This is a genomic window from Streptomyces diastaticus subsp. diastaticus, assembly GCF_011170125.1.
Classification (GTDB): Bacteria; Actinomycetota; Actinomycetes; order Streptomycetales; family Streptomycetaceae; genus Streptomyces; species Streptomyces diastaticus.
This window is the reverse complement of the sequence record NZ_BLLN01000003.1, coordinates 1,174,701-1,193,265: the sequence shown is the minus strand read 5'-3', so window position 1 is coordinate 1,193,265 and position 18,565 is coordinate 1,174,701. Positions and strand designations below refer to the sequence as shown.

Below are 18,565 nucleotides of genomic sequence, written 5' to 3'. Positions count from 1 at the left end.
GGATGGTGCCATGCCGCACTCCCCGGACGCGCCCCTGGACCGCCTGGTCAGGGCAGTCACCTCACTGTCGTACGCGCTCGGTCGCAGCCGGGTGCACGAGGAGCTGACGGCCTCGGTGGGGGTGACGGTGGAGCGCCCCGAGATCGCGCTGCTGCGGGTGCTGTACGCCTCGCCGGAGCCGCTGCGGGTCACCGACGTGGCGGCCCGGCTGCTGGTCCGCTCGCCGCACGTCACCCGGCAGGTGGCGCGGCTGGAGGCGGCGGGGCTGGTACGGCGGGTGCCGGACGCCCTCGACCACCGGACGCACCTGCTCTCCACCACGGCCCACGGCCGGCAGGTGGTGGACCGGATCGACCAGGGGATGCGGGACACCTTCCGGGCCACTCTCCAGGACATGACCGACGGTCAGCTCGCGGACGCGGCCGAGGTGATGGAGCGACTGGCGGCGGACGCGGCGGCCCGCTACGAGGAGCCGCCCCCCGCTGCGCCGCCGGCTCGCGGCGGCCCTTGACGGCCGGGCGGGCCCCCTCCCCCGTACGGGAGGAGGCGGTCCCGCCCCGCCGTCAGGGTGGGGAGGTCAGGGCCTGCGGGCGGAGGTGACCCGGTAGACGTCGTAGACGCCCTCCACGCCCCGGACCGCCTTGAGGACGTGGCCGAGGTGCTTGGGGTCGCCCATCTCGAAGGTGAAGCGCGAGGTGGCGACCCGGTCGCGGGAGGTCTGCACGGCGGCCGACAGGATGTTCACGTGCTGGTCGGAGAGGACCCGCGTGACGTCCGAGAGCAGCCTGGAGCGGTCCAGCGCCTCGACCTGGATGGCGACCAGGAAGACCGAGGACTGGGTCGGCGCCCACTCGACTTCGAGCATCCTTTCGGGCTGCTTGGACAGCTCGTCCACGTTGACGCAGTCGGCGCGGTGGACCGAGACGCCGTTGCCCCGGGTGACGAAGCCGATGATCGGGTCGCCGGGGACGGGGGTGCAGCAGCGGGCCAGCTTGACCCAGACGTCGTCCACTCCCTTGACGACCACGCCCGGGTCGGCGTTGGAGCGGCGCTTGCGGCGGCTGCGGGAGGGCGGCGCCGACTCGGCGATGTCCTCGCTGGCGGCCTCCTCGCCGCCGAGGGACTGCACGAGCTTCTGCACGACGCCCTGGGCGGCGACGTGGCCCTCGCCGATCGCCGCGTAGAGCGAGGAGATGTCGGTGTACCGCATCTCGTGGGCGAGCGTGACCAGGGAGTCACCGGTCAGGATGCGCTGGATGGGCAGGTTCTGCTTGCGCATGGCGCGGACGATGGCGTCCTTGCCCTGCTCGATCGCCTCGTCTCGGCGCTCCTTGGAGAACCAGCCGCGGATCTTGTTGCGGGCCCGGGGCGACTTGACGAAGCCCAGCCAGTCCCGGGAGGGCCCGGCGCCGGACGCCTTCGAGGTGAAGACCTCGACCAGGTCACCGTTGTCCAGGGTGGACTCCAGCGGGACCAGGCGGCCGTTGACGCGGGCGCCGATGGTGCGATGGCCGACCTCGGTGTGGACGGCGTAGGCGAAGTCCACCGGGGTGGCGCCGGCCGGGAGCGCTATCACGTCGCCCTTGGGCGTGAAAACGAAGACCTCGTTGCGCGAGAGGTCGAAGCGCAGGGACTCCAGGAACTCGCCGGGGTCCTCGGTCTCCTTCTGCCAGTCGAGGAGCTGGCGCAGCCACGCCATGTCGTTGACGGCGTCTTCCTTGCCGGTCCTCCGCGGCACGTCGGTGCGCACCTTGGAGGCGCCGGCGACCGCCTCCTGCTTGTACTTCCAGTGGGCGGCGATGCCGTACTCGGCGCGCCGGTGCATGTCGAAGGTGCGGATCTGGAGTTCGACGGGCTTGCCGCCGGGGCCGATGACCGTCGTGTGCAGCGACTGGTACATGTTGAACTTCGGCATCGCGATGTAGTCCTTGAACCGTCCGGGCACCGGGTTCCACCGGGCGTGGACGGTGCCGAGCGCCGCGTAGCAGTCGCGGACGGTGTCGACGAGGACACGGATGCCGACCAGGTCGTAGATCTCCGCGAAGTCCCGGCCGCGGACGATCATCTTCTGGTACACGCTGTAGTAGTGCTTGGGACGGCCGGTGACGGTCGCCTTGATGCGGGCGGCCCTGAGGTCCGCCTGGACCTCGTCGGTGACGATGGCGAGGTACTCGTCGCGCTTGGGCGCCCGCTCGGCGACCAGCCGGACGATCTCGTCGTACATCTTGGGGTAGAGGATCGCGAAGGCGAGGTCCTCCAGCTCCCACTTGATGGTGTTCATGCCCAGCCGGTGGGCGAGCGGGGCGTAGATCTCCAGCGTCTCGCGGGCCTTCTTCTCCTGCTTCTCCCGCTTGAGGTAGCGCATCGTGCGCATGTTGTGCAGGCGGTCGGCGAGCTTGATGACCAGGACGCGCGGGTCCTTGGCCATGGCGACGACCATCTTGCGGACCGTCTCCGCCTGTGCGGCCTCGCCGAACTTCACCTTGTCGAGCTTGGTGACGCCGTCGACCAGAAGCGCGACCTGGTCACCGAAGTCACGCCGCAGTGCGTCGAGGCCGTACTCGGTGTCCTCGACCGTGTCGTGCAGCAGCCCCGCCATCAGCGTCGCCGGGTCCATGCCCAGCTCCGCGAGGATGGTGGTGACCGCCAGCGGATGGGTGATGTACGGGTCGCCGCTCTTGCGCTTCTGCCCCCGGTGCCACCGCTCCGCGACCTGGTACGCCTTTTCGAGCTGCCGCAGTGTCGCGGTCTCGATCTTGGGGTCGTTGCTCCGCACGATCCGCAGCAACGGTTCGAGCACCGGGTTGTACGGGTGGGAGCGCTGGACCCCGAGCCGGGCCAGACGGGCCCGTACGCGGTTGGAGGAGCCGGACCGGGCGGGCTGCTGTCCCCCCGGGCGGCCCGCCGGCGCGGAGGCCGGGGCCCGCGCCGGCCCGGCCGCGGGCCCCGGCTCCGGCTTCGGGCTCTCGGGTCCGGGTTCGCCGGAGGGGGCCGCGGCGCCCTGGGCCTGCTGGCCCTGGGCGGCGGCTTCGGGGTCCCCCGGACGGGGTCCGGAGGAGAGTGGCTGGGCCTCGTCAGGCAAGAGCGCTCCTCGGGCAGGGCTCCGGATCACGATCACGGTCCGGACTGCCATGGTAGCGAGATCGGACCACCGGCTCCGCTCCGGAGCGGATGACGGCGGACGGTATGGAATGCGAGCGGGGGGCGTGCGCCCCCGTGGCGGCGGTACGGCGGGCCGCGCACACGGCGAAGGCCCCGGCAGGCACTGCCGGGGCCTTCGGCCTCAGTGGCGGCTCAGACCGTGAGCAGGGCCTCCAGGGGGGCGCCGCCCAGCTCCTGGGTGAGCTTGGCACGCCCGTCGAGGAAGCCGAGCTCCATGAGCACCGCGACGCCCGCGACCTGGGCCCCGGCCCGGCGGACCAGTTCCAGGGAGGCTGCGGCGGTGCCGCCGGTGGCCAGTACGTCGTCGATGACCATGACCCGGTCCTCGGGGGTGAGGTCCTCGGCGTGCACCTCGATCTCGGCCGTGCCGTACTCCAGGTCGTATGCCTGGCGCAGGGTGGCTCCGGGGAGCTTGCCGGCCTTGCGGACGGGGACGAAGCCGAGACCCGCGCGGATGGCGACGGGGGCGGCCAGGATGAAGCCGCGCGCCTCCAGTCCCACGACTCGGGTCGCGCCGTGGCGCAGGGAGATCTCCGCAAGCGCCTCGGTGAGGGCCGCGAAGGCTGCCGGGTCGGCGAGGAGCGGCGTGATGTCCTTGAAGACGACGCCGGGCTTCGGGTGGTCCGGCACGTCCCGGATGCGGCTGAGCAGGAGCTCCTGGATGTCGGTCATCGGCGCTTTCCGGAGGGTCGGCCGCGGCCCCGGCCGCGGGAGGTGGGCTGGGTACGGCGCGGACCCACCAGGGAGCCCGCCCCGGCACCGTCGCCGTCGTCGTCGTGGTGGTCGTCGTGGTCGTCGCGGCCGGCGGCACCGGCGGCCGTGGCCCCGGCCGGCTGCGGCTCACCCTGGTCGCCGCCCTGGGCGCGCTTGGCGAGCACCCGCTTCCTGAGGGCCTTCATCTGCGGGTCGGTCTCCTTGAAGTCCGCGACGAGCGGCGTGGCGATGAAGATCGACGAGTACGCGCCGGCCGCGAGGCCGACGAACAGCGACAGGGAGATGTCGTTGAGCATGCCCGCGCCGAGGAAGCCACCGCCGATGAAGAGCAGGGCGCCGACCGGCATCAGCGCGACCGCCGTGGTGTTGATGGAGCGCACCAGGGTCGCGTTGATGGAGCGGTTGGCGATCTCGCTGTAGGTCCAGCGGGTCTGCTTGGTGGCGTCCTTCGAACTCTCCTTGAGACTGTCGAAGACCACCACCGTGTCGTACAGCGAGTAGCCGAGGATGGTCAGCAGACCGATCACCGTACCGACCGTGACCTCGAAACCGACGAGGGCGTAGACCCCCACGGTGATGGTGATGTCGTGGATCAGCGCGACCAGCGCGGCCAGGGCCATCCGCCACTCGAAGGCGATGGCCAGGTAGATGACCACGAGGATCATGAAGATCCCGAGGCCGGTCCACGCCTTGTTGGCGATCTGGGAGCCCCAGCTGGGGCCGACCAGGTCGGCGTTGATGTCGTCGGCGGCGACGTCCAGCTCGCGCGAGAGCGTCTCCTTGATCGCGTCGGACTTCGCGGTGTCGACGTTGCTGATCTGGATGCGCAGACCGCCGTTGCCGAGTTCCTGGACGAGGGCGTCGTGTCCGGCCGCCTCCTCCGCGATGTTCTCCGCCCGCGGGGCCGAGACACTCGTCTTCGGAGTGGTGAAGACGGCCCCGCCCTGGAACTCGATGCCCATGCTGAGCCCGCGCACCGCGAGACCGGCGATGGCCGTGATGGTGATCAGGATCGAGACCGCGTACCAGAACTTGCGCTTGCCGACGAAGTCGTAGCCGACCTCGCCGCGGTAGAGCTTGGCGCCGAGATTTCCGAGTCGGGACATCTCACGCCTCCTTCGGGTCGGCGGGGACGGTACGGCGGGAGCGGCGCAGCGGCGGTTTGACGCCGAGCCGCTTCGGGTCGAGGCCGGACCAGGGATGCCCGCTCGCGAAGAACTTCTTGCGCGCCAGGATGGTCAGCAGCGGCCTGGTGAAGAAGAACACCACGACCACGTCGAGCAGGGTGGTGAGGCCCAGCGTGAACGCGAAGCCCTGCACCTTGCCGACGGTGACCACGAACAGCACGGCCGCCGACAGGAACGACACGAAGTCGGAGACGAGGATGGTGCGCCGGGCACGGGGCCAGCCGCGGGCCACGGCGGGCTGGAGCGAGCGCCCCTCGCGGATCTCGTCGCGGACCCGTTCGAAGAAGACGATGAACGAGTCGGCGGTGATGCCGATGGCGACGATGGCGCCGCAGACGGCCGGCAGGTTGAGCGCGAAGCCGATGGCCGGGCCGAGCAGGACCATGATCGTGTAGGTCAGCGCCGCCGACATGAGAAGGCTGATGATGGCGATCAGCGACAGGCCCCGGTAGTAGACCACGAGGTAGACGACGACCAGGAGCAGGCCGATGGCGCCCGCGATGAGTCCGGCCTCCAGCTGCTCGCCGCCGAGAGCGGCGGTCACCGAGGTGACGGACTCCTCGACGAAGGAGAGCGGCAGGGCGCCGTAGGACAGCATGTTGGCCAGGTCCTGCGCGGACTCCTGGGTGAAGGAACCGGAGATCTGGGCCGTGCCGCCGGTCAGGGGCTCACGGACGTACGGGGCGGAGACCACGTCACCGTCGAGGACGATGGCGAACTGGTTCTGCGGGGAGGGCTTGGCGGAGATGTCCGAGGTGACGTCGGCGAACTGCTTCTTGCCTTTGTCGGTGAACTCCATGTTCACCAGCCAGCCCTGCGCGCCCTGCTGGTCGATGGCGGCGGTGGCGTCGTCGACCTCGGTGCCCGCCACCGCGGAGGGGCCGAGGATGTACTTCTCCCACTGGCCCTGCGCGTTCGTGCCACAGGCGACGATCGGTTCGGCGGGCTTGGTGCCCTCGCTCGCCTCCGTGCGCTCCTCGGTGTCGGTGCAGGTCAGCGCCTCGAACTTCTTCTGGAGCGCTTCACTGGGCTCCGCCGCGGAGGCGGAGGGGGAGGGCGTCGGGTCCGCGTCGTCCTCGGCCGGTCCGGACGGGGAGGGCGTGGCGTCGGCCTTCAGCGCGCCGGAGGCGGCGCGGCCCTGGGTGGTGGGGGTGGCCTCGGGCTCACCGGACCCGCCGTCGGTGGCCTCGTCACCGCCCTCGGTCGCTTTGTCGCCGCCGGCCTCGCCGCCGTCACCCTTCTCGGCCTCGTCGGGCGAGCCGCTCGCCGACGGGGTCGCGGAGCCCTCGGGGGCCGGCTCGCCGGAGGCGAGCTGCAGCACGGGGCGGAAGTAGAGCTGTGCGGTCGTGCCGACCTGCTCGCGGGCCTGCTTCTCGTTCGTCCCCTTGGGGATGTTCACGATGATGTGGTCGTTGCCCTGGGTCTGAACCTCGGCCTCGGAGACACCGAGGCCGTTGACACGGCGCTCGATGATGCCGACGGCCGTGTTCATGTTGGTCTGGTTGACCGCGCTTTCCTGGCCCGGCTCGCTCCTGGCCTGGAGCGTGATGCTCGTGCCGCCGGCGAGGTCGATACCGAGGCGCGGGGTCGAGTGCCCGGAGAGGAACATGCCTCCCGTGAGCGCCACCAACACGATAAGGATCAGAGCCAGGGCACGGCCCGGTCGGCCTTGGCCGGGCTGCTTTCGACCCTTCTTAGGTGATGCCACCTTGTCGTTTCTCCCTGTCCAACCGCCCGGCACGGGTGTCGGCGGGCGGCCATGAAGTTGTGGAGGGCCGACGCGAAGCAGACACACCCGGGGGACCGGTCGGCGTGTGCCGTGGACCGGTCCCCGGGTGTGACTACTTCGAGTCGGACTCGCCGTCGGTCTTCTTCGGCGTCGCCTCGGCGGCGTCCTGATCGGCGTCATCGGCCTTCTTGCCGAGGTCGATGCGGCCGGCGTCGCCGTCTTCGTCGTCCTTGGTCAGGGAGGAGGCGTCGTCGGGGACCACCGGGGCGTCGCCCTGGTCACCCTCGACCCCGTGGATGATCCGGTTGTACTCCTCGTCGTCGAGAACGGCGCCGATGGCGTTCTTCGCGTAGATCGCGTGCACGCCGGGGGCCACCTCAAGGAGGACGGATTCGTCGTGGACCTCCTTGACGGTGGCGTACATGCCGCCGATCGTCCGGATGCCGCTGCCGGGCGTCATCGAGTTGCGCATGTTGACGGCCTGCTGCTGCTTCTTCTTCGCCGAGCGGGTCATCAGGAACATGGCGCCGATGAGCACGACGAAGGGGAGCAAGGTCACGATGTCCACGGGGGGTTTTCCTTCGCACGACCGCGCGATGTCGCGGCCTATCGATGGGGGTGGGCGGCCGTCCGCAAGGGACGGCATCGGCGGAGTCTAGGCGAGTCCGCACGGATGGAACAACGCTCAGCATGGCACCCCGGTTCCGGGTGGGGCGATCTCCGCTCGCCGTCACCCCGCGAAGAGGTCGCCTTGCCCCGGTCCGCCCGGTACCTGCCGGGGCGGGGTGAGCCCGAGGTGGGCCCAGGCGGCGGGGGTGGCCACCCGGCCCCTGGGGGTACGGGCGAGCAGTCCCTCCCGGACGAGGAAGGGCTCGGCCACCTCCTCGACGGTCTCACGCTCCTCCCCCACCGCGACGGACAGGGTCGAGAGCCCGACCGGTCCCCCGCCGAAGAGCTTCAGCAGCGCCTCCAGCACCGAGCGGTCGAGCCGGTCCAGGCCGCGGTCGTCGACCTCGTAGACCGCGAGGGCCGCGGCGGCGATCTCCCGGTCGACGGCGCCGTCCGCCTTGACCTGGGCGTAGTCGCGGACCCGGCGCAGCAGGCGGTTGGCGATCCGCGGGGTGCCCCGGGAGCGGCCGGCGATCTCGGCGGCGCCCTCGGTGTCGATCCCGACGTCGAGGAGGCGGGCGGAACGGTGGACGACGCGCTCCAGTTCGGCCGGGCCGTAGAACTCCATGTGCCCGGTGAAGCCGAACCGGTCGCGCAGCGGGGGCGGCAGCAGACCGGCCCGGGTGGTGGCGCCGACCAGGGTGAACGGCGGGAGTTCCAGCGGGATGGCGGTGGCGCCGGGGCCCTTGCCGACGATGACGTCGACCCGGAAGTCCTCCATCGCCATGTACAGCATCTCCTCGGCGGGCCGGGACATCCGGTGGATCTCGTCGAGGAAGAGCACCTCGCCCTCCTGGAGGGAGGAGAGGATGGCGGCCAGGTCGCCGGCGTGCTGGATGGCGGGGCCGGAGGTGATCCGGATGGGGGCTTCCATCTCCGCGGCGATGATCATGGAGAGGGTGGTCTTGCCGAGGCCCGGGGCACCCGAGAGCAGGACGTGGTCGGCGGTGGCACCCCGCGCGCGGGCGGCCTTGAGCACCAGGTCGAGCTGGGCGCGGACCTTCTCCTGCCCGATGAACTCGTCGAGTTCCTTGGGGCGCAGGGCGGCCTCGACAGCGGTGTCCTCGCCGTCGGCGACGGAGCCCACCAGCCGGTGGCCGTCCTCGTCGGCGCCGTGGTGGGCGGGCTCGGTCTCGTACGGGTTCACTGCTCTCGCCTCGGATCTTCCTCGGGTCCTGGCCGGTGGGGTGCGGGGCGGCACGACGGCCGCCGGGGTCAGCGGGCGCGGTTGAGACTCTGCAGGGCGGCGCGCAGGAGCTGCGGGACGGCGGGCCGGCCGCCCTCGGCGAGGGCCGCCTCGGCCTGCGGGGTGACGGCCTGGACGGCGTCGTCGGCCTCACGCGGGGCGTAGCCGAGGCCGACGAGGGCGGTGTGCAGTTGCTCGGACCAGGGGGCGGGGCCGCTCGCCGCGGCGGGGCGGGCGGCCTGGGTGGCGCCACGTGGGGCGCCGAGCCGGTCCTTCAGTTCGAGCAGGAGTTTCTGGGCGCCCTTCTTGCCGATGCCGGGGACGGCGGTCAGCGCCTTCTCGTCGCCGGTGGCCACCGCCCGCCGCAGCGCGTCCGGCTGGTGGACGGCGAGCATCGCCTGGGCCAGGCGCGGGCCGACGCCGCTGGCGGTCTGGAGGAGTGCGAAGGTCTGCCGTTCGTCGTCGTCGGCGAACCCGTAGAGGGTCAGGGAGTCCTCGCGGACGACGAGGCTGGTGGCGAGGCGGGCCTGCTCACCGACCCGGAGGCCGGAGAGGGTGTCCGGGGTGCACTGGACGGCCATGCCGATACCACCGACCTCCACGACCGCGCTGTCCGGGGCGAGGGCGGCGACGGTGCCGCTGACTGAGGCGATCATGCGGGGCGGCCTTTCTGGGGGCGCCGACCGGAAGTGGTGCGGCGCGCGGCGGGGGCGGCGCGGTGGGCGGCGACTGCCTGCTGGAGGCGGTTCTGCGCGGGGGCGCGCCAGATGTGGCAGATGGCGAGGGCGAGGGCGTCGGCGGCGTCGGCGGGCCTGGGGGGCGCGTCGAGCCGCAGCAGGCGGGTGACCATGGCGCCGACCTGGTCCTTCTCCGCGCGGCCCGACCCGGTGACGGCGGCCTTGACCTCGCTCGGGGTGTGCAGGGCGACGGGCAGGCCCCGGCGGGCCGCGCAGAGCATGGCGACGGCGCTGGCCTGGGCGGTGCCCATCACGGTGCGGACGTTGTGCTGGCTGAACACGCGCTCGACGGCGACCCGTTCGGGCCGGTGCTCGTCCAGCCACTCCTCGATGCCCGCTTCCACGGCGACCAGCCGGTCAGGGGTGTCGGCGTGGGCGGGGGTGCGGATCACTCCGACGCCGACCATCGTCAGCGGGCGGCCCGCGACGCCGTCGACGACGCCGATGCCGCACCGGGTCAGCCCCGGGTCCACGCCCAGTACCCGCATCGTCCCTCCCCTTCCGCCCGCCCTGTCCGGCCGGCGGCCTCCGGCCGGTGTTCGACCTGGTGTTCGCGCCCGTACCGGCAGGCTATCGGCCACCGCCGACAATTCCCGAACCCCGGGGACGGTGTGCCGCGGTGGCGCGCGGAAGCCGGTGCGGCCCGGGTCCCCTCCGGCACGGAGGGGACCCGGGCCGCGTGGCGGCTGCCGGAGTCAGGCGTCGACGGAGGCCATGACCTCGTCGGAGACGTCGAAGTTGGCGAAGACGTTCTGCACGTCGTCGCTGTCCTCCAGCGCGTCGATCAGCTTGAAGATCTTGCGCGCGCCCTCCTCGTCCAGCTCGACCTGCATGGTGGGGACGAAGTTGGCGTCGGCCGAGTCGTAGTCGATCCCGGCTTCCTGGAGGGCGGTGCGGACGGCGACCAGGTCGGTGGCCTCGCTGAGCACCTCGAAGGACTCACCGAGGTCGTTGACCTCCTCGGCACCCGCGTCCAGGACGGCTCCGAGGACGTCGTCCTCGGACAGCCCGTCCTTGGGGACGATGACGACGCCCTTGCGGTTGAAGAGGTAGGAGACCGAGCCGGGATCGGCCATCGAGCCGCCGTTGCGGGTCATGGCCACGCGCACGTCGGAGGCGGCGCGGTTGCGGTTGTCGGTGAGGCACTCGATGAGCACCGCGACACCGTTGGGGCCGTAACCCTCGTACATGATCGTCTCGTAGTCGGCGCCACCGGCCTCCAGGCCGGCGCCGCGCTTGACGGCCGAGTCGATGTTCTTGTTCGGCACCGACTGCTTCTTGGCCTTCTGGATGGCGTCGAAGAGGGTCGGGTTGCCTTCCACGTCGGCGCCGCCCATCCGGGCCGCCACCTCGATGTTCTTGATCAGCTTCGCGAAGAGTTTGCCGCGCTTGGCGTCGATCACGGCCTTCTTGTGCTTCGTCGTAGCCCATTTAGAGTGGCCGGACATCTGCCTGTCTCCTTCGCGTCACCACATGTACTGAACGAACTCGAGCGATCCTACCGGGACGGCGGGGCCGCCCGTCGCCGCTGTTCCGGGTGGCGAGGGTACGGCAGCGAGGCGGGCGGCGGCGTGCGGGGTCAGGCGGCGGCGCGGACCAGTTCGGTGAAGTGGCCGTGCAGCCGGTGGTCGCCGGTCAGTTCGGGGTGGAAGGAGGTCGCCAGCGCGTTGCCCTGCCGGACGGCGACCGGGTGGCCGCCGTAGGTGGCGAGCACCTCGGTGGCGGAGCCGGCGGACTCCACCCAGGGCGCGCGGATGAACACCCCGTCGACGGGCGGGCCGTCGACGCCGGTGACCGGCACGGACGCCTCGAACGACTCGTTCTGCCGCCCGAAGGCGTTGCGGCGCACCGTCATGTCGATCCCTCCGAAGGTCTCCTGGCCGGCCCGCGGGTCGAGGATCCTGTCGGCGAGCAGGATCATCCCGGCGCAGGTGCCGTAGACCGGCAGCCCCTCGGCGATACGGGCCCGCAGCGGCTCGGTGAGGCCGAAGAGCGCCGCGAGCCTGGAGATGGTGGTCGACTCGCCGCCGGGCAGGACCAGCCCGTCGAGAGCGGCCAGTTCCCCGGGCCGCCGCACCGCGGTGGCCCGGGCACCGGAGGCGGTGAGGGCCCTCAGGTGCTCCGGGACGTCACCCTGGAGGGCGAGGACGCCGACGAGAGGTGCGGCGGCCATCGGTCACCAGCCGCGGTTGGCGTAGCGCTCGGTCTCCGGGAGCGTGTCGCAGTTGATGCCGACCATGGCCTCGCCGAGGTTGCGGGAGGCGTCCGCGACGGCCTTCGGGTCGTCGAAGAAGGTCGTGGCGCGGACGATCGCGGCGGCCCGCCTGGCCGGGTCGCCGGACTTGAAGATCCCCGAGCCGACGAAGACGCCCTCCGCGCCGAGCTGGCGCATGAGCGCGGCGTCGGCCGGGGTGGCGACCCCGCCCGCGGAGAAGAGCACCACGGGCAGGCGGCCGAGCGCGGCGGTCTCGGCGACCAGTTCGTAGGGGGCGCGCAGCTCCTTGGCGGCGGCGTACAGCTCGTGCTGGTCGCAGGCGGCGAGGCGGCCGATCTCGGCCTTGATCTGGCGGAGGTGGCGAACCGCCTCGACGACGTTGCCGGTGCCGGCCTCGCCCTTGGAGCGGATCATCGCGGCCCCTTCGGCGATGCGGCGCAGGGCCTCGCCGAGGTTGGTGGCGCCACAGACGAAGGGGGTGGTGAAGGACCACTTGTCGGAGTGGTTGGCCTCGTCGGCGGGGGTGAGGACCTCGGACTCGTCGATGTAGTCGACGCCGAGCGACTGGAGGACCTGGGCCTCCACGAAGTGGCCGATGCGGGACTTGGCCATCACCGGGATGGAGACGGCCTCGATGATGGACTCGATCATCTCCGGGTCGGACATGCGGGCCACCCCGCCGTCCTTGCGGATGTCGGCGGGGACCCGCTCCAGCGCCATGACGGCGACGGCGCCGGCGTCCTCGGCGATCTTCGCCTGCTCCGGCGTGACCACGTCCATGATCACGCCGCCCTTGAGCTGCTCGGCCATGCCGCGCTTGACGCGGGCGGTGCCGGTGGCGGGGGCGGCGGTGGTGGGGGCGGGGGGCGTGCTGGACACGGGCTACCTCACGGGGCTACGGGGCGGGTTGCTGCACCGTGAAGCCAACTCCGGGGGGGCACTTCGGGACAAGGGCCAATGAACAGGCGGTGGATCGTTCTGGCGCGGGCACGCCCCGGCCCTCCCGCTCCAGACACTCAGCGGCCGGCCAGGGCGGCGGGTGGTTCGTCGTCCATCTCGAAGGCGAGCGGGAACGGCGCGTGCCCGGCCAGCCGCAGCCAGCGCACCGTGCGGTGGCGGCGCAGGGCGCGGGCGGCGCGCACGGCGTCGTTGTGGAAGCGGCGGGCCATCGGCACCCGGCGTACGGCGGCGGCGAGTTCGTCGGCGGCCTCGGTGCCGCCCGGTGCCGCGCGGACGGCGCCGACCTGCGAGGCGTCGCCGAAGACGGCGCGCAGGGCCTGGCTCAGCTCGCTCTCGGCCACCTCGCGGGCCTCCTCGTCGGCCTGCCGGGCGGCGTGCGCGGCCTCGTAGAGCACGATGGAGGCGGCCGGGTCGAGAACCCCGGCGGTGGCGAGTTCCTGGGCGACGGAGGCCCGGCGCAGGAGTTGGGCGTCGAGGGCGGCGCGGGCGGCGTCGATGCGGGCGTGCAGCCGGTCGAGGCGGCCTGCGGTCCAGCTCAGGTAGACACCGATGGCGAGCAGCGCCACCGCGATCCAGATCAGTGTGGAGGTCACGGGCGGCAAGGCTACGCGGCCGGGAGCGGACAGGGTGACGCCCCGGGAGGGGGAGCCCTCGGGCGGGCCCCGCCCCCTCGTGGCGCGGACGTCAGTCGCGGGCGAACCCCAGGCGGGCGCGCAGACCGACGCGTTCGTCGGTGGCGACCGAGGCGGCGCCGTCGGTGACCGTCTCGTAGACGGCGAGGATGTCGGAGCCGACAGTGGTCCAGTCGAAGCGCTTGACGTGCCGTGAGCCGTGCTCGCGCAGCCGCTCGCGGCGTTCGGCGTCCCCGAGCAGGCGGATCGCCCCGGCGGCCAGCGCGTCGGCGTCCTCGTTGGTGAACAGTTCGCCGGCCCCGCCGTGGTCGAGGACCTGCGAGAAGGCGTCGAGGTCGCTGGCGAGGACGGGGGCCCCGGCGGACATCGCCTCGACCAGGATGATGCCGAAGCTCTCGCCCCCGGTGTTGGGCGCCACGTACACGTCGACGCTGCGCAGCAGGCGCGCCTTGTCCTCGTCGCTGACCATGCCGAGGAACTCGACCCTCTCCCGCAGCTCGGCGGGGAGCCCGGCGACGGCCTCCTCCTCGTCGCCCCGGCCCGCGACGAGGAGCCGGGCCTCGGGACGGGCGGCGAGGATGGCGGGCAGCGCCTTCATGAGGACGGGCAGGCCCTTGCGGGGCTCGTCGATACGGCCGATGAAGCCGAGGGTGGAGCCCTGCCACTCGGGCCGGGGCTCGGCCCGTGCGAAGAAGCCGACGTCGACGCCGTTGGGAATGACCACGGCGTCCCCGCCGAGGTGTTCCACCAGCGTGCGCCGGGCGTACTCGCTGACCGCGATGCGCGCGCTGATCTTCTCCAGCGCGGGCTGGAGGATCGGGTAGGCGGCGATCATCGCCCGCGAGCGCGGGTTGGAGGTGTGGAAGGTGGCCACGATCGGCCCGGAGGCGGCCCAGCAGCTCAGCAGGCCCAGCGAGGGCGAGGCGGGCTCGTGGATGTGGATGACGTCGAAGGTGCCGTCGTGCAGCCAGCGGCGCACCCGGGCGGCGGAGAGGAAGCCGAAGTTCAGCCGGGCCACGGAGCCGTTGTACGGCACGGGCACGGCGCGTCCGGCCGAGACCACGTAGGGCGGCAGCGGGGTCTCGTCGTCGGACGGGGCGAGGACGGAGACCTCGTGGCCGAGCCGGATCAGGTGTTCGGCCAGGTCGCGGATGTGGAACTGGACCCCGCCGGGGACGTCCCAGGCGTACGGGCAGACGATGCCGATCCTCAAGTGCTCTCCCGTGGTTCCAGGTCGTCCAGCCAGAGGCGCTGGAGCATGTGCCAGTCCTCGGGGTGGTCGGCGATGCCCTCGGCGAAGGCGTCCGCGAGGGCCTGTGTCATGAGGGACGTCCTCCCGGCCCGGTCACCTGCTCCGGGCACCTCGACGGGCGGGTGGACACGGCCCTTCATGACGGGGGTGCTGTCGAACCACAGGGTCACGGGCAGCAGCGGCGCGCCGGTCTGCTGGGCGAGTATCGCGGGCCCGGCGGGCATCCGGGCGGTGTCGCCGAAGAACTCCACCTCGACACCGGAGGCGGAGAGGTCGCGGTCGGCGACGAGGCAGACCAGGCCGCCGGCGCGCAGCCGGCGGGCGAGGGTGCCGAAGGCGGAGCCACCGGTGTGCGGCAGCACCTCCATCCCGAGACCCTCGCGGTAGGCGACGAACCGGTCGTAGAGGGTCTCGGGTCTGAGCCGCTCGGCGACGGTGGTGAAGGGCACCCCGAGGTCGCGGGTCACCCAGGCCCCGGCAAGGTCCCAGTTGCCCAGGTGGGGCAGGGCGAGGATGACGCCCTTCCCGGCGGCGAGGCCGTCGGTGAGGTGGTGCAGGCCGTCCGGCTCGAACCCGTCCCTGATCCGCGCGTCGCTCCAGGCGGGCAGCCGGAAGGACTCCATCCAGTACCGCAGGTACGAGCGCATCCCGGCCCGGGACAGCTCGGACAGCCGCTCGGGGCCGGCGTCGGGGACGACCCTGGCGAGGTTGGCCTCCAGCCTCAGGACGCCCTTGCCGCGACGCTTCCACACCGAGTCCGCGATGGTCCGGCCGAGGCGGACGGCGACGGGCTCGGGGAGCCTCTTGACGGTGCTCCAGCCGAGGCCGTACAGCGCGTCGGAGAGCCGTTCGTTCACGAGACGGCCCCCTGCCCCGCCGGGCCGTCCGCCTCGAAGGCCTCGCGGCGGACCGTGACCACCCGCTGGACCAGGGTGACCAGGCTGCCGACGGCGACCAGCCACAGCGCGATCGGCAGCAGGACCTGGATGCCGGGGACGCCGAAGTTGTGCAGTCCGGCCAGGCCGGCCGCGACCAGCGAGATCACCAGTCGCTCGGCGCGCTCCACCAGGCCGTTGACGGCGACCGGCAGGCCGATGGCCTCGCCGCGCGCCTTGGTGTAGGAGACGACCTGCCCGGCGGTCAGGCAGAAGAGGGCCACCGCGCAGAGCAGGGTGTCGTCGCCGCCGCCCGCGTACCAGAGGGCGAAGCCGCCGAAGATCGCGCCGTCGGCGACCCGGTCGAGGGTCGAGTCGAGGAACGCGCCCCAGCGGCTGGAGATCCCGGCCTGGCGGGCCATGTTGCCGTCGACCAGGTCGGAGAAGACGAAGAGGGTGATGACGATCGTGCCCCAGAAGAACTCTCCCCGGGGGAAGAAGACCAGCGCACCCGCCACCACTCCGGCCGTCCCGATGAGGGTGACCGCGTCGGGGCTGACCCCCCGGCGGAGCAGAAACGCGGCGAACGGTGTGAGGACGCGCGTGAAGAACGCTCGCGCGTACTTGTTCAGCATGGCCTTCCCGAGGGTCGGTGGGGGCCGGTGTCCGGGCCGGGCATCGGCTGGCCCATCGTAGTCACGCGCCGGTCGCCCCGCCCCCGGGGCACCCGGCCCGACGCGCGCCGCCCACCCGCGCGGACCGCCCTGGCACGGGTGCGCTCCCCCGTACCTTCCTCGTCCCCTGCCGCGCGCCCCCGCGCACCGATACCCTGACTGCGGATCAGCAAGAGGGCCGGGCACGGCGGTCGGGTCCGGAAGGCGACGCGACGACAGCGCTCCGGCAGCGCGGCGATGGGGGCGGCATGGCGGACGATTTCTTCGATTTCAGCCCCGGGGCGCAGGTCCCCGTGACCGGGGGCGCGGGCGGCACGGCCGCCACCCACGCCCTGGCCTCGGTGGCGTACCGCGACGACCCGCTGGAGAAGATCACCGAGGCTGACGGCGAGTGGTACAAGACCGGGGTGAAGCCCGGCAGGCTGAAGCTTTTCGCGCCGCTGCTCGGTGAGGCGTTCTCCCAGGCCGTGGTGGTGCGGATGCTGGGTGCCGGCCGGTCCCCGCTGATCCAGGCGTTCGGTATGGAGCCGCAGGTGGTGGTCGAGCACTGTCTGGCGGCGAGCCGGCTGCGCAAGCAGCGCGACCGTCGGCTGACGCTGGTGGCGCTCGTGTGCGGCCTGCTGTTTTTGCCCGGAGCGGCGCTGTGGGTGCTCGCCTTCCAGCTCCGGGCGATGTCCGGCAAGTGGGTCGGCAAGGGCACCACCGCCCTCGGCTCGCTGTTGATGGTGGTGGGCGCGGTCGCCTCGGTGGTGCTGCTGATCGGGCTGCCGACCGAGGGCGTCCTGCCGTGGTACATCCGCGGCTGCGTCCTCGCCCCGGTGCTCGGCTGGTTCGTGGCCAAGCAGATCGCCGAGCGGACCGCACAGGACCTGCGGGCGCACTGGAGCAGCCTGCTGGCGGGCGGCGGCTTCGGCGCGAAGATCCCCGAGGCGGTCCCGGCCAACCCGGACGACGCCGCCGCCGAGCAGCTGCGGGTCAGCCTCGCCAAGCTCGCCGCCGAACAGCAGAGCAACTCGGTCTTCTACGCCGGTCCCAAGGGCATCCTCGGCATGGGCACCCGGTGGGGCAGCTGGCAGCTGGCGGAGGACCTGGAACCGGTCGACCCGGGCAAGGAGATCAACCCCTTCCGCTCCTGGGACGTGGTCCGGGCCATCCACGACCAGCTCCAGATGCTGGAGCGCGGCCCGCTGCACACCGGTGGCTTCCCCAAGCCGTCGGTGAAGCACTGGATCGTCTCGCCGGTCGGGGAGAACGCGGGCAGTGTCTCGCGCCCCGAGGGCGAGACGGTCGAGGCGTTCCAGGTCAAGCCGCACGAGATCCAGCGGATCTGCAACGAGCAGCAGTTCAGCAACGGAAACCGGCACTACCTCGGGGTGCAGTTCGTCCTCTGGGACGGTCAGCTGGTACTGACCATGCTGATCACGGTGACCGTGCTCCACCACACACTGCGCATCGAGGTCACCGGCCACGCGCTCGGCCCGGTGCACTCGCTGTTCAACGGTGGCCCGGCGGCGCGCGAGCGGACCACGGCGAAGCCGATCAAGTTCTGGGAGACCAAGACGCACAAGCTTCCGCTGGTCGACGCCACCGAGGTGGTCCGGCTGCTGGTCCGGGCGCCGCTCACGCCGTACCCGGCGGTCCTGGACCACCTCGGCGGGAAGCTGTCGCTGCCCGAGCCGTTCGGGCTGCGGCACGTGTGGGCGGGGCGGCCGTGGGCCAACCGCTTCATGGCCGACGACGCGCTGCGGGCGGCGGCGCCGGTGCTGCGGGTGGTGCACAAGGCGGCGCTGGGAGTCCTGGAGGAGAACGGCGTGGACACCAGCCGCTTCGCCGGCCGCGCGGCGGGGCTGAGCGGCGCCGTACAGGACGCGGCTCCGAAGAAGGCCGACCTGTACGACGCGTGAGCGCCCCGGGGCCGGGCGCCGCTTGCGGCGTCCGGCCCCGGGTGCTCAGCCCGCGTCCGTGTCCGTCAGCTCGGCCCCGTCGCCCTCGGGCCAGGCCGCGGCGAGCATGGCCCGGGTGTCGCCGAGGAGCTGCGGCAGCACCTTGGTGTCGCCGATCACCGGCATGAAGTTGGTGTCGCCGCCCCACCTCGGCACGATGTGCTGGTGGAGGTGGGCGGCGATGCCCGCGCCCGCGGCCGACCCCTGGTTGAGCCCGATGTTGAAGCCGTGCGCGCCGGAGGCGGAGCGAAGCGCCGTCATCGCCTGCTTGGTCAGCTCGGCGACCTCGGCGGTCTCCGCGGCGTCCAGCTCGGTGTAGTCGGCGACGTGCCGGTACGGCACGACCAGCAGGTGGCCGCCGTTGTACGGGTAGAGGTTGAGCACCGCGTAGGCGTGCGTCCCGCGCCGGACGATCAGCCCGTCCTCGTCGGACTTGGCCGGGACCACGCAGAACGGACAGCCGTCCCCGGCACCGGGCCCGGTCGGCTTGTTCTCCCCTTGGATGTACGCCATCCGGTGGGGTGTCCACAGGCGCTGGAACGCGTCGGGCGTCCCCACTCCGAACTGCTGCTCCGGCTCAGTCGTCATGCCTTGCAGCATATGACCTCCGCCGCCGGGAGCGTGTCGCCG

General features: G+C 72.3%; 18 protein-coding genes. 2 read left to right on the top strand and 16 right to left on the bottom strand.

Translation table 11 applies throughout. The features are described 5' to 3' along the window. The first annotated feature begins 10 nt into the window (after positions 1–10). Positions 11–511, top strand: a complete 501-nt coding sequence (locus Sdia_RS13805; RefSeq protein WP_115068711.1) for a MarR family winged helix-turn-helix transcriptional regulator — start codon at positions 11–13, stop codon at positions 509–511. Positions 512–577: 66 nt separating this feature from the next. Here the strand turns inward: Sdia_RS13805 and Sdia_RS13800 are convergent, their stop codons facing one another. From Sdia_RS13800 to pgsA, 15 genes are all read right to left on the bottom strand, one after another. Continuing rightward, positions 578–3,082, bottom strand: a complete 2,505-nt coding sequence (locus tag Sdia_RS13800) for a RelA/SpoT family protein (protein WP_100455903.1) — start codon at positions 3,080–3,082, stop codon at positions 578–580. A gap of 212 nt (positions 3,083–3,294) precedes the next feature. Further along, on the bottom strand, positions 3,295–3,834 hold the full coding sequence (locus tag Sdia_RS13795) for an adenine phosphoribosyltransferase (RefSeq protein ID WP_100455904.1): 540 nt from the start codon (positions 3,832–3,834) through the stop codon (positions 3,295–3,297). Further along, entirely contained in the window at positions 3,831–4,982 is a 1,152-nt protein-coding gene (secF, locus tag Sdia_RS13790) for a protein translocase subunit SecF (RefSeq protein ID WP_185392838.1), read from the bottom strand. The genes Sdia_RS13795 and secF overlap by 4 nt, the downstream gene beginning before the upstream one ends. 1 nt (position 4,983) lies before the next feature. Beyond that, the gene (secD, locus tag Sdia_RS13785) at positions 4,984–6,771 is read right to left on the bottom strand and encodes a protein translocase subunit SecD (protein WP_100455906.1); all 1,788 of its coding nucleotides are present in this window, start codon (positions 6,769–6,771) and stop codon (positions 4,984–4,986) included. Between the two features lie 133 nt (positions 6,772–6,904). Next, a complete protein-coding gene (gene yajC, locus Sdia_RS13780) occupies positions 6,905–7,360 on the bottom strand; it encodes a preprotein translocase subunit YajC (protein ID WP_100455907.1) in 456 nt (151 codons plus the stop codon). Between the two features lie 162 nt (positions 7,361–7,522). Next, entirely contained in the window at positions 7,523–8,608 is a 1,086-nt protein-coding gene (ruvB, locus tag Sdia_RS13775; RefSeq protein ID WP_100455908.1) for a Holliday junction branch migration DNA helicase RuvB, read from the bottom strand. Between the two features lie 68 nt (positions 8,609–8,676). Continuing rightward, positions 8,677–9,303, bottom strand: coding sequence for a Holliday junction branch migration protein RuvA (gene ruvA, locus Sdia_RS13770; RefSeq protein ID WP_115068443.1), 627 nt, complete (start codon positions 9,301–9,303; stop codon positions 8,677–8,679). Then, the gene (gene ruvC / locus Sdia_RS13765) at positions 9,300–9,872 is read right to left on the bottom strand and encodes a crossover junction endodeoxyribonuclease RuvC (protein ID WP_100455910.1); all 573 of its coding nucleotides are present in this window, start codon (positions 9,870–9,872) and stop codon (positions 9,300–9,302) included. Before ruvC ends, ruvA begins: the two co-directional genes overlap by 4 nt. A 207-nt stretch (positions 9,873–10,079) precedes the next feature. Beyond that, on the bottom strand, positions 10,080–10,832 hold the full coding sequence (locus tag Sdia_RS13760; RefSeq protein ID WP_100455911.1) for a YebC/PmpR family DNA-binding transcriptional regulator: 753 nt from the start codon (positions 10,830–10,832) through the stop codon (positions 10,080–10,082). Positions 10,833–10,963: 131 nt separating this feature from the next. Next, positions 10,964–11,557: a pyridoxal 5'-phosphate synthase glutaminase subunit PdxT gene (pdxT, locus tag Sdia_RS13755; RefSeq protein WP_124288491.1), complete on the bottom strand. Its 594-nt coding sequence runs from the start codon at positions 11,555–11,557 to the stop codon at positions 10,964–10,966. Positions 11,558–11,560: 3 nt separating this feature from the next. Beyond that, positions 11,561–12,478, bottom strand: coding sequence for a pyridoxal 5'-phosphate synthase lyase subunit PdxS (gene pdxS, locus Sdia_RS13750; RefSeq protein WP_100455913.1), 918 nt, complete (start codon positions 12,476–12,478; stop codon positions 11,561–11,563). Positions 12,479–12,615: 137 nt separating this feature from the next. Then, complete coding sequence (locus tag Sdia_RS13745) at positions 12,616–13,152, bottom strand: LemA family protein (protein ID WP_189500383.1); 537 nt, start codon at positions 13,150–13,152, stop codon at positions 12,616–12,618. Positions 13,153–13,243: 91 nt separating this feature from the next. Further along, a complete protein-coding gene (locus Sdia_RS13740) occupies positions 13,244–14,404 on the bottom strand; it encodes a glycosyltransferase family 4 protein (protein ID WP_115068444.1) in 1,161 nt (386 codons plus the stop codon). After that, positions 14,401–15,300, bottom strand: a complete 900-nt coding sequence (locus Sdia_RS13735) for a phosphatidylinositol mannoside acyltransferase (RefSeq protein ID WP_100455916.1) — start codon at positions 15,298–15,300, stop codon at positions 14,401–14,403. The genes Sdia_RS13740 and Sdia_RS13735 overlap by 4 nt, the downstream gene beginning before the upstream one ends. Further along, complete coding sequence (gene pgsA / locus Sdia_RS13730; protein ID WP_100455917.1) at positions 15,297–15,953, bottom strand: phosphatidylinositol phosphate synthase; 657 nt, start codon at positions 15,951–15,953, stop codon at positions 15,297–15,299. The genes Sdia_RS13735 and pgsA overlap by 4 nt, the downstream gene beginning before the upstream one ends. Positions 15,954–16,240: 287 nt before the next feature. Here pgsA and Sdia_RS13725 point away from each other — a divergent pair, with 287 nt between their 5' ends. Continuing rightward, positions 16,241–17,896 (top strand): AbeC-like domain-containing protein, encoded by a 1,656-nt coding sequence (locus tag Sdia_RS13725; RefSeq protein WP_100455918.1) that lies wholly within the window; start codon positions 16,241–16,243, stop codon positions 17,894–17,896. A gap of 45 nt (positions 17,897–17,941) precedes the next feature. Here the strand turns inward: Sdia_RS13725 and Sdia_RS13720 are convergent, their stop codons facing one another. Then, positions 17,942–18,535, bottom strand: coding sequence for an HIT family protein (locus tag Sdia_RS13720; protein WP_100455919.1), 594 nt, complete (start codon positions 18,533–18,535; stop codon positions 17,942–17,944). Between the last annotated feature and the right edge of the window lie 30 nt (positions 18,536–18,565).

Coding starts and splice junctions, on each gene's coding strand:
- Sdia_RS13805 (WP_115068711.1), top strand. CDS start 11: ATGCCGCACTCCCCGGACGCGCCCCTGGACCGCCTGGTCAGGGCAGTC.
- Sdia_RS13795 (WP_100455904.1), bottom strand. CDS start 3,834: ATGACCGACATCCAGGAGCTCCTGCTCAGCCGCATCCGGGACGTGCCG.
- secF (WP_185392838.1), bottom strand. CDS start 4,982: ATGTCCCGACTCGGAAATCTCGGCGCCAAGCTCTACCGCGGCGAGGTC.
- ruvA (WP_115068443.1), bottom strand. CDS start 9,303: ATGATCGCCTCAGTCAGCGGCACCGTCGCCGCCCTCGCCCCGGACAGC.
- ruvC (WP_100455910.1), bottom strand. CDS start 9,872: ATGCGGGTACTGGGCGTGGACCCGGGGCTGACCCGGTGCGGCATCGGC.
- Sdia_RS13760 (WP_100455911.1), bottom strand. CDS start 10,832: ATGTCCGGCCACTCTAAATGGGCTACGACGAAGCACAAGAAGGCCGTG.
- pdxT (WP_124288491.1), bottom strand. CDS start 11,557: ATGGCCGCCGCACCTCTCGTCGGCGTCCTCGCCCTCCAGGGTGACGTC.
- pgsA (WP_100455917.1), bottom strand. CDS start 15,953: ATGCTGAACAAGTACGCGCGAGCGTTCTTCACGCGCGTCCTCACACCG.
- Sdia_RS13725 (WP_100455918.1), top strand. CDS start 16,241: ATGGCGGACGATTTCTTCGATTTCAGCCCCGGGGCGCAGGTCCCCGTG.
- Sdia_RS13720 (WP_100455919.1), bottom strand. CDS start 18,535: ATGCTGCAAGGCATGACGACTGAGCCGGAGCAGCAGTTCGGAGTGGGG.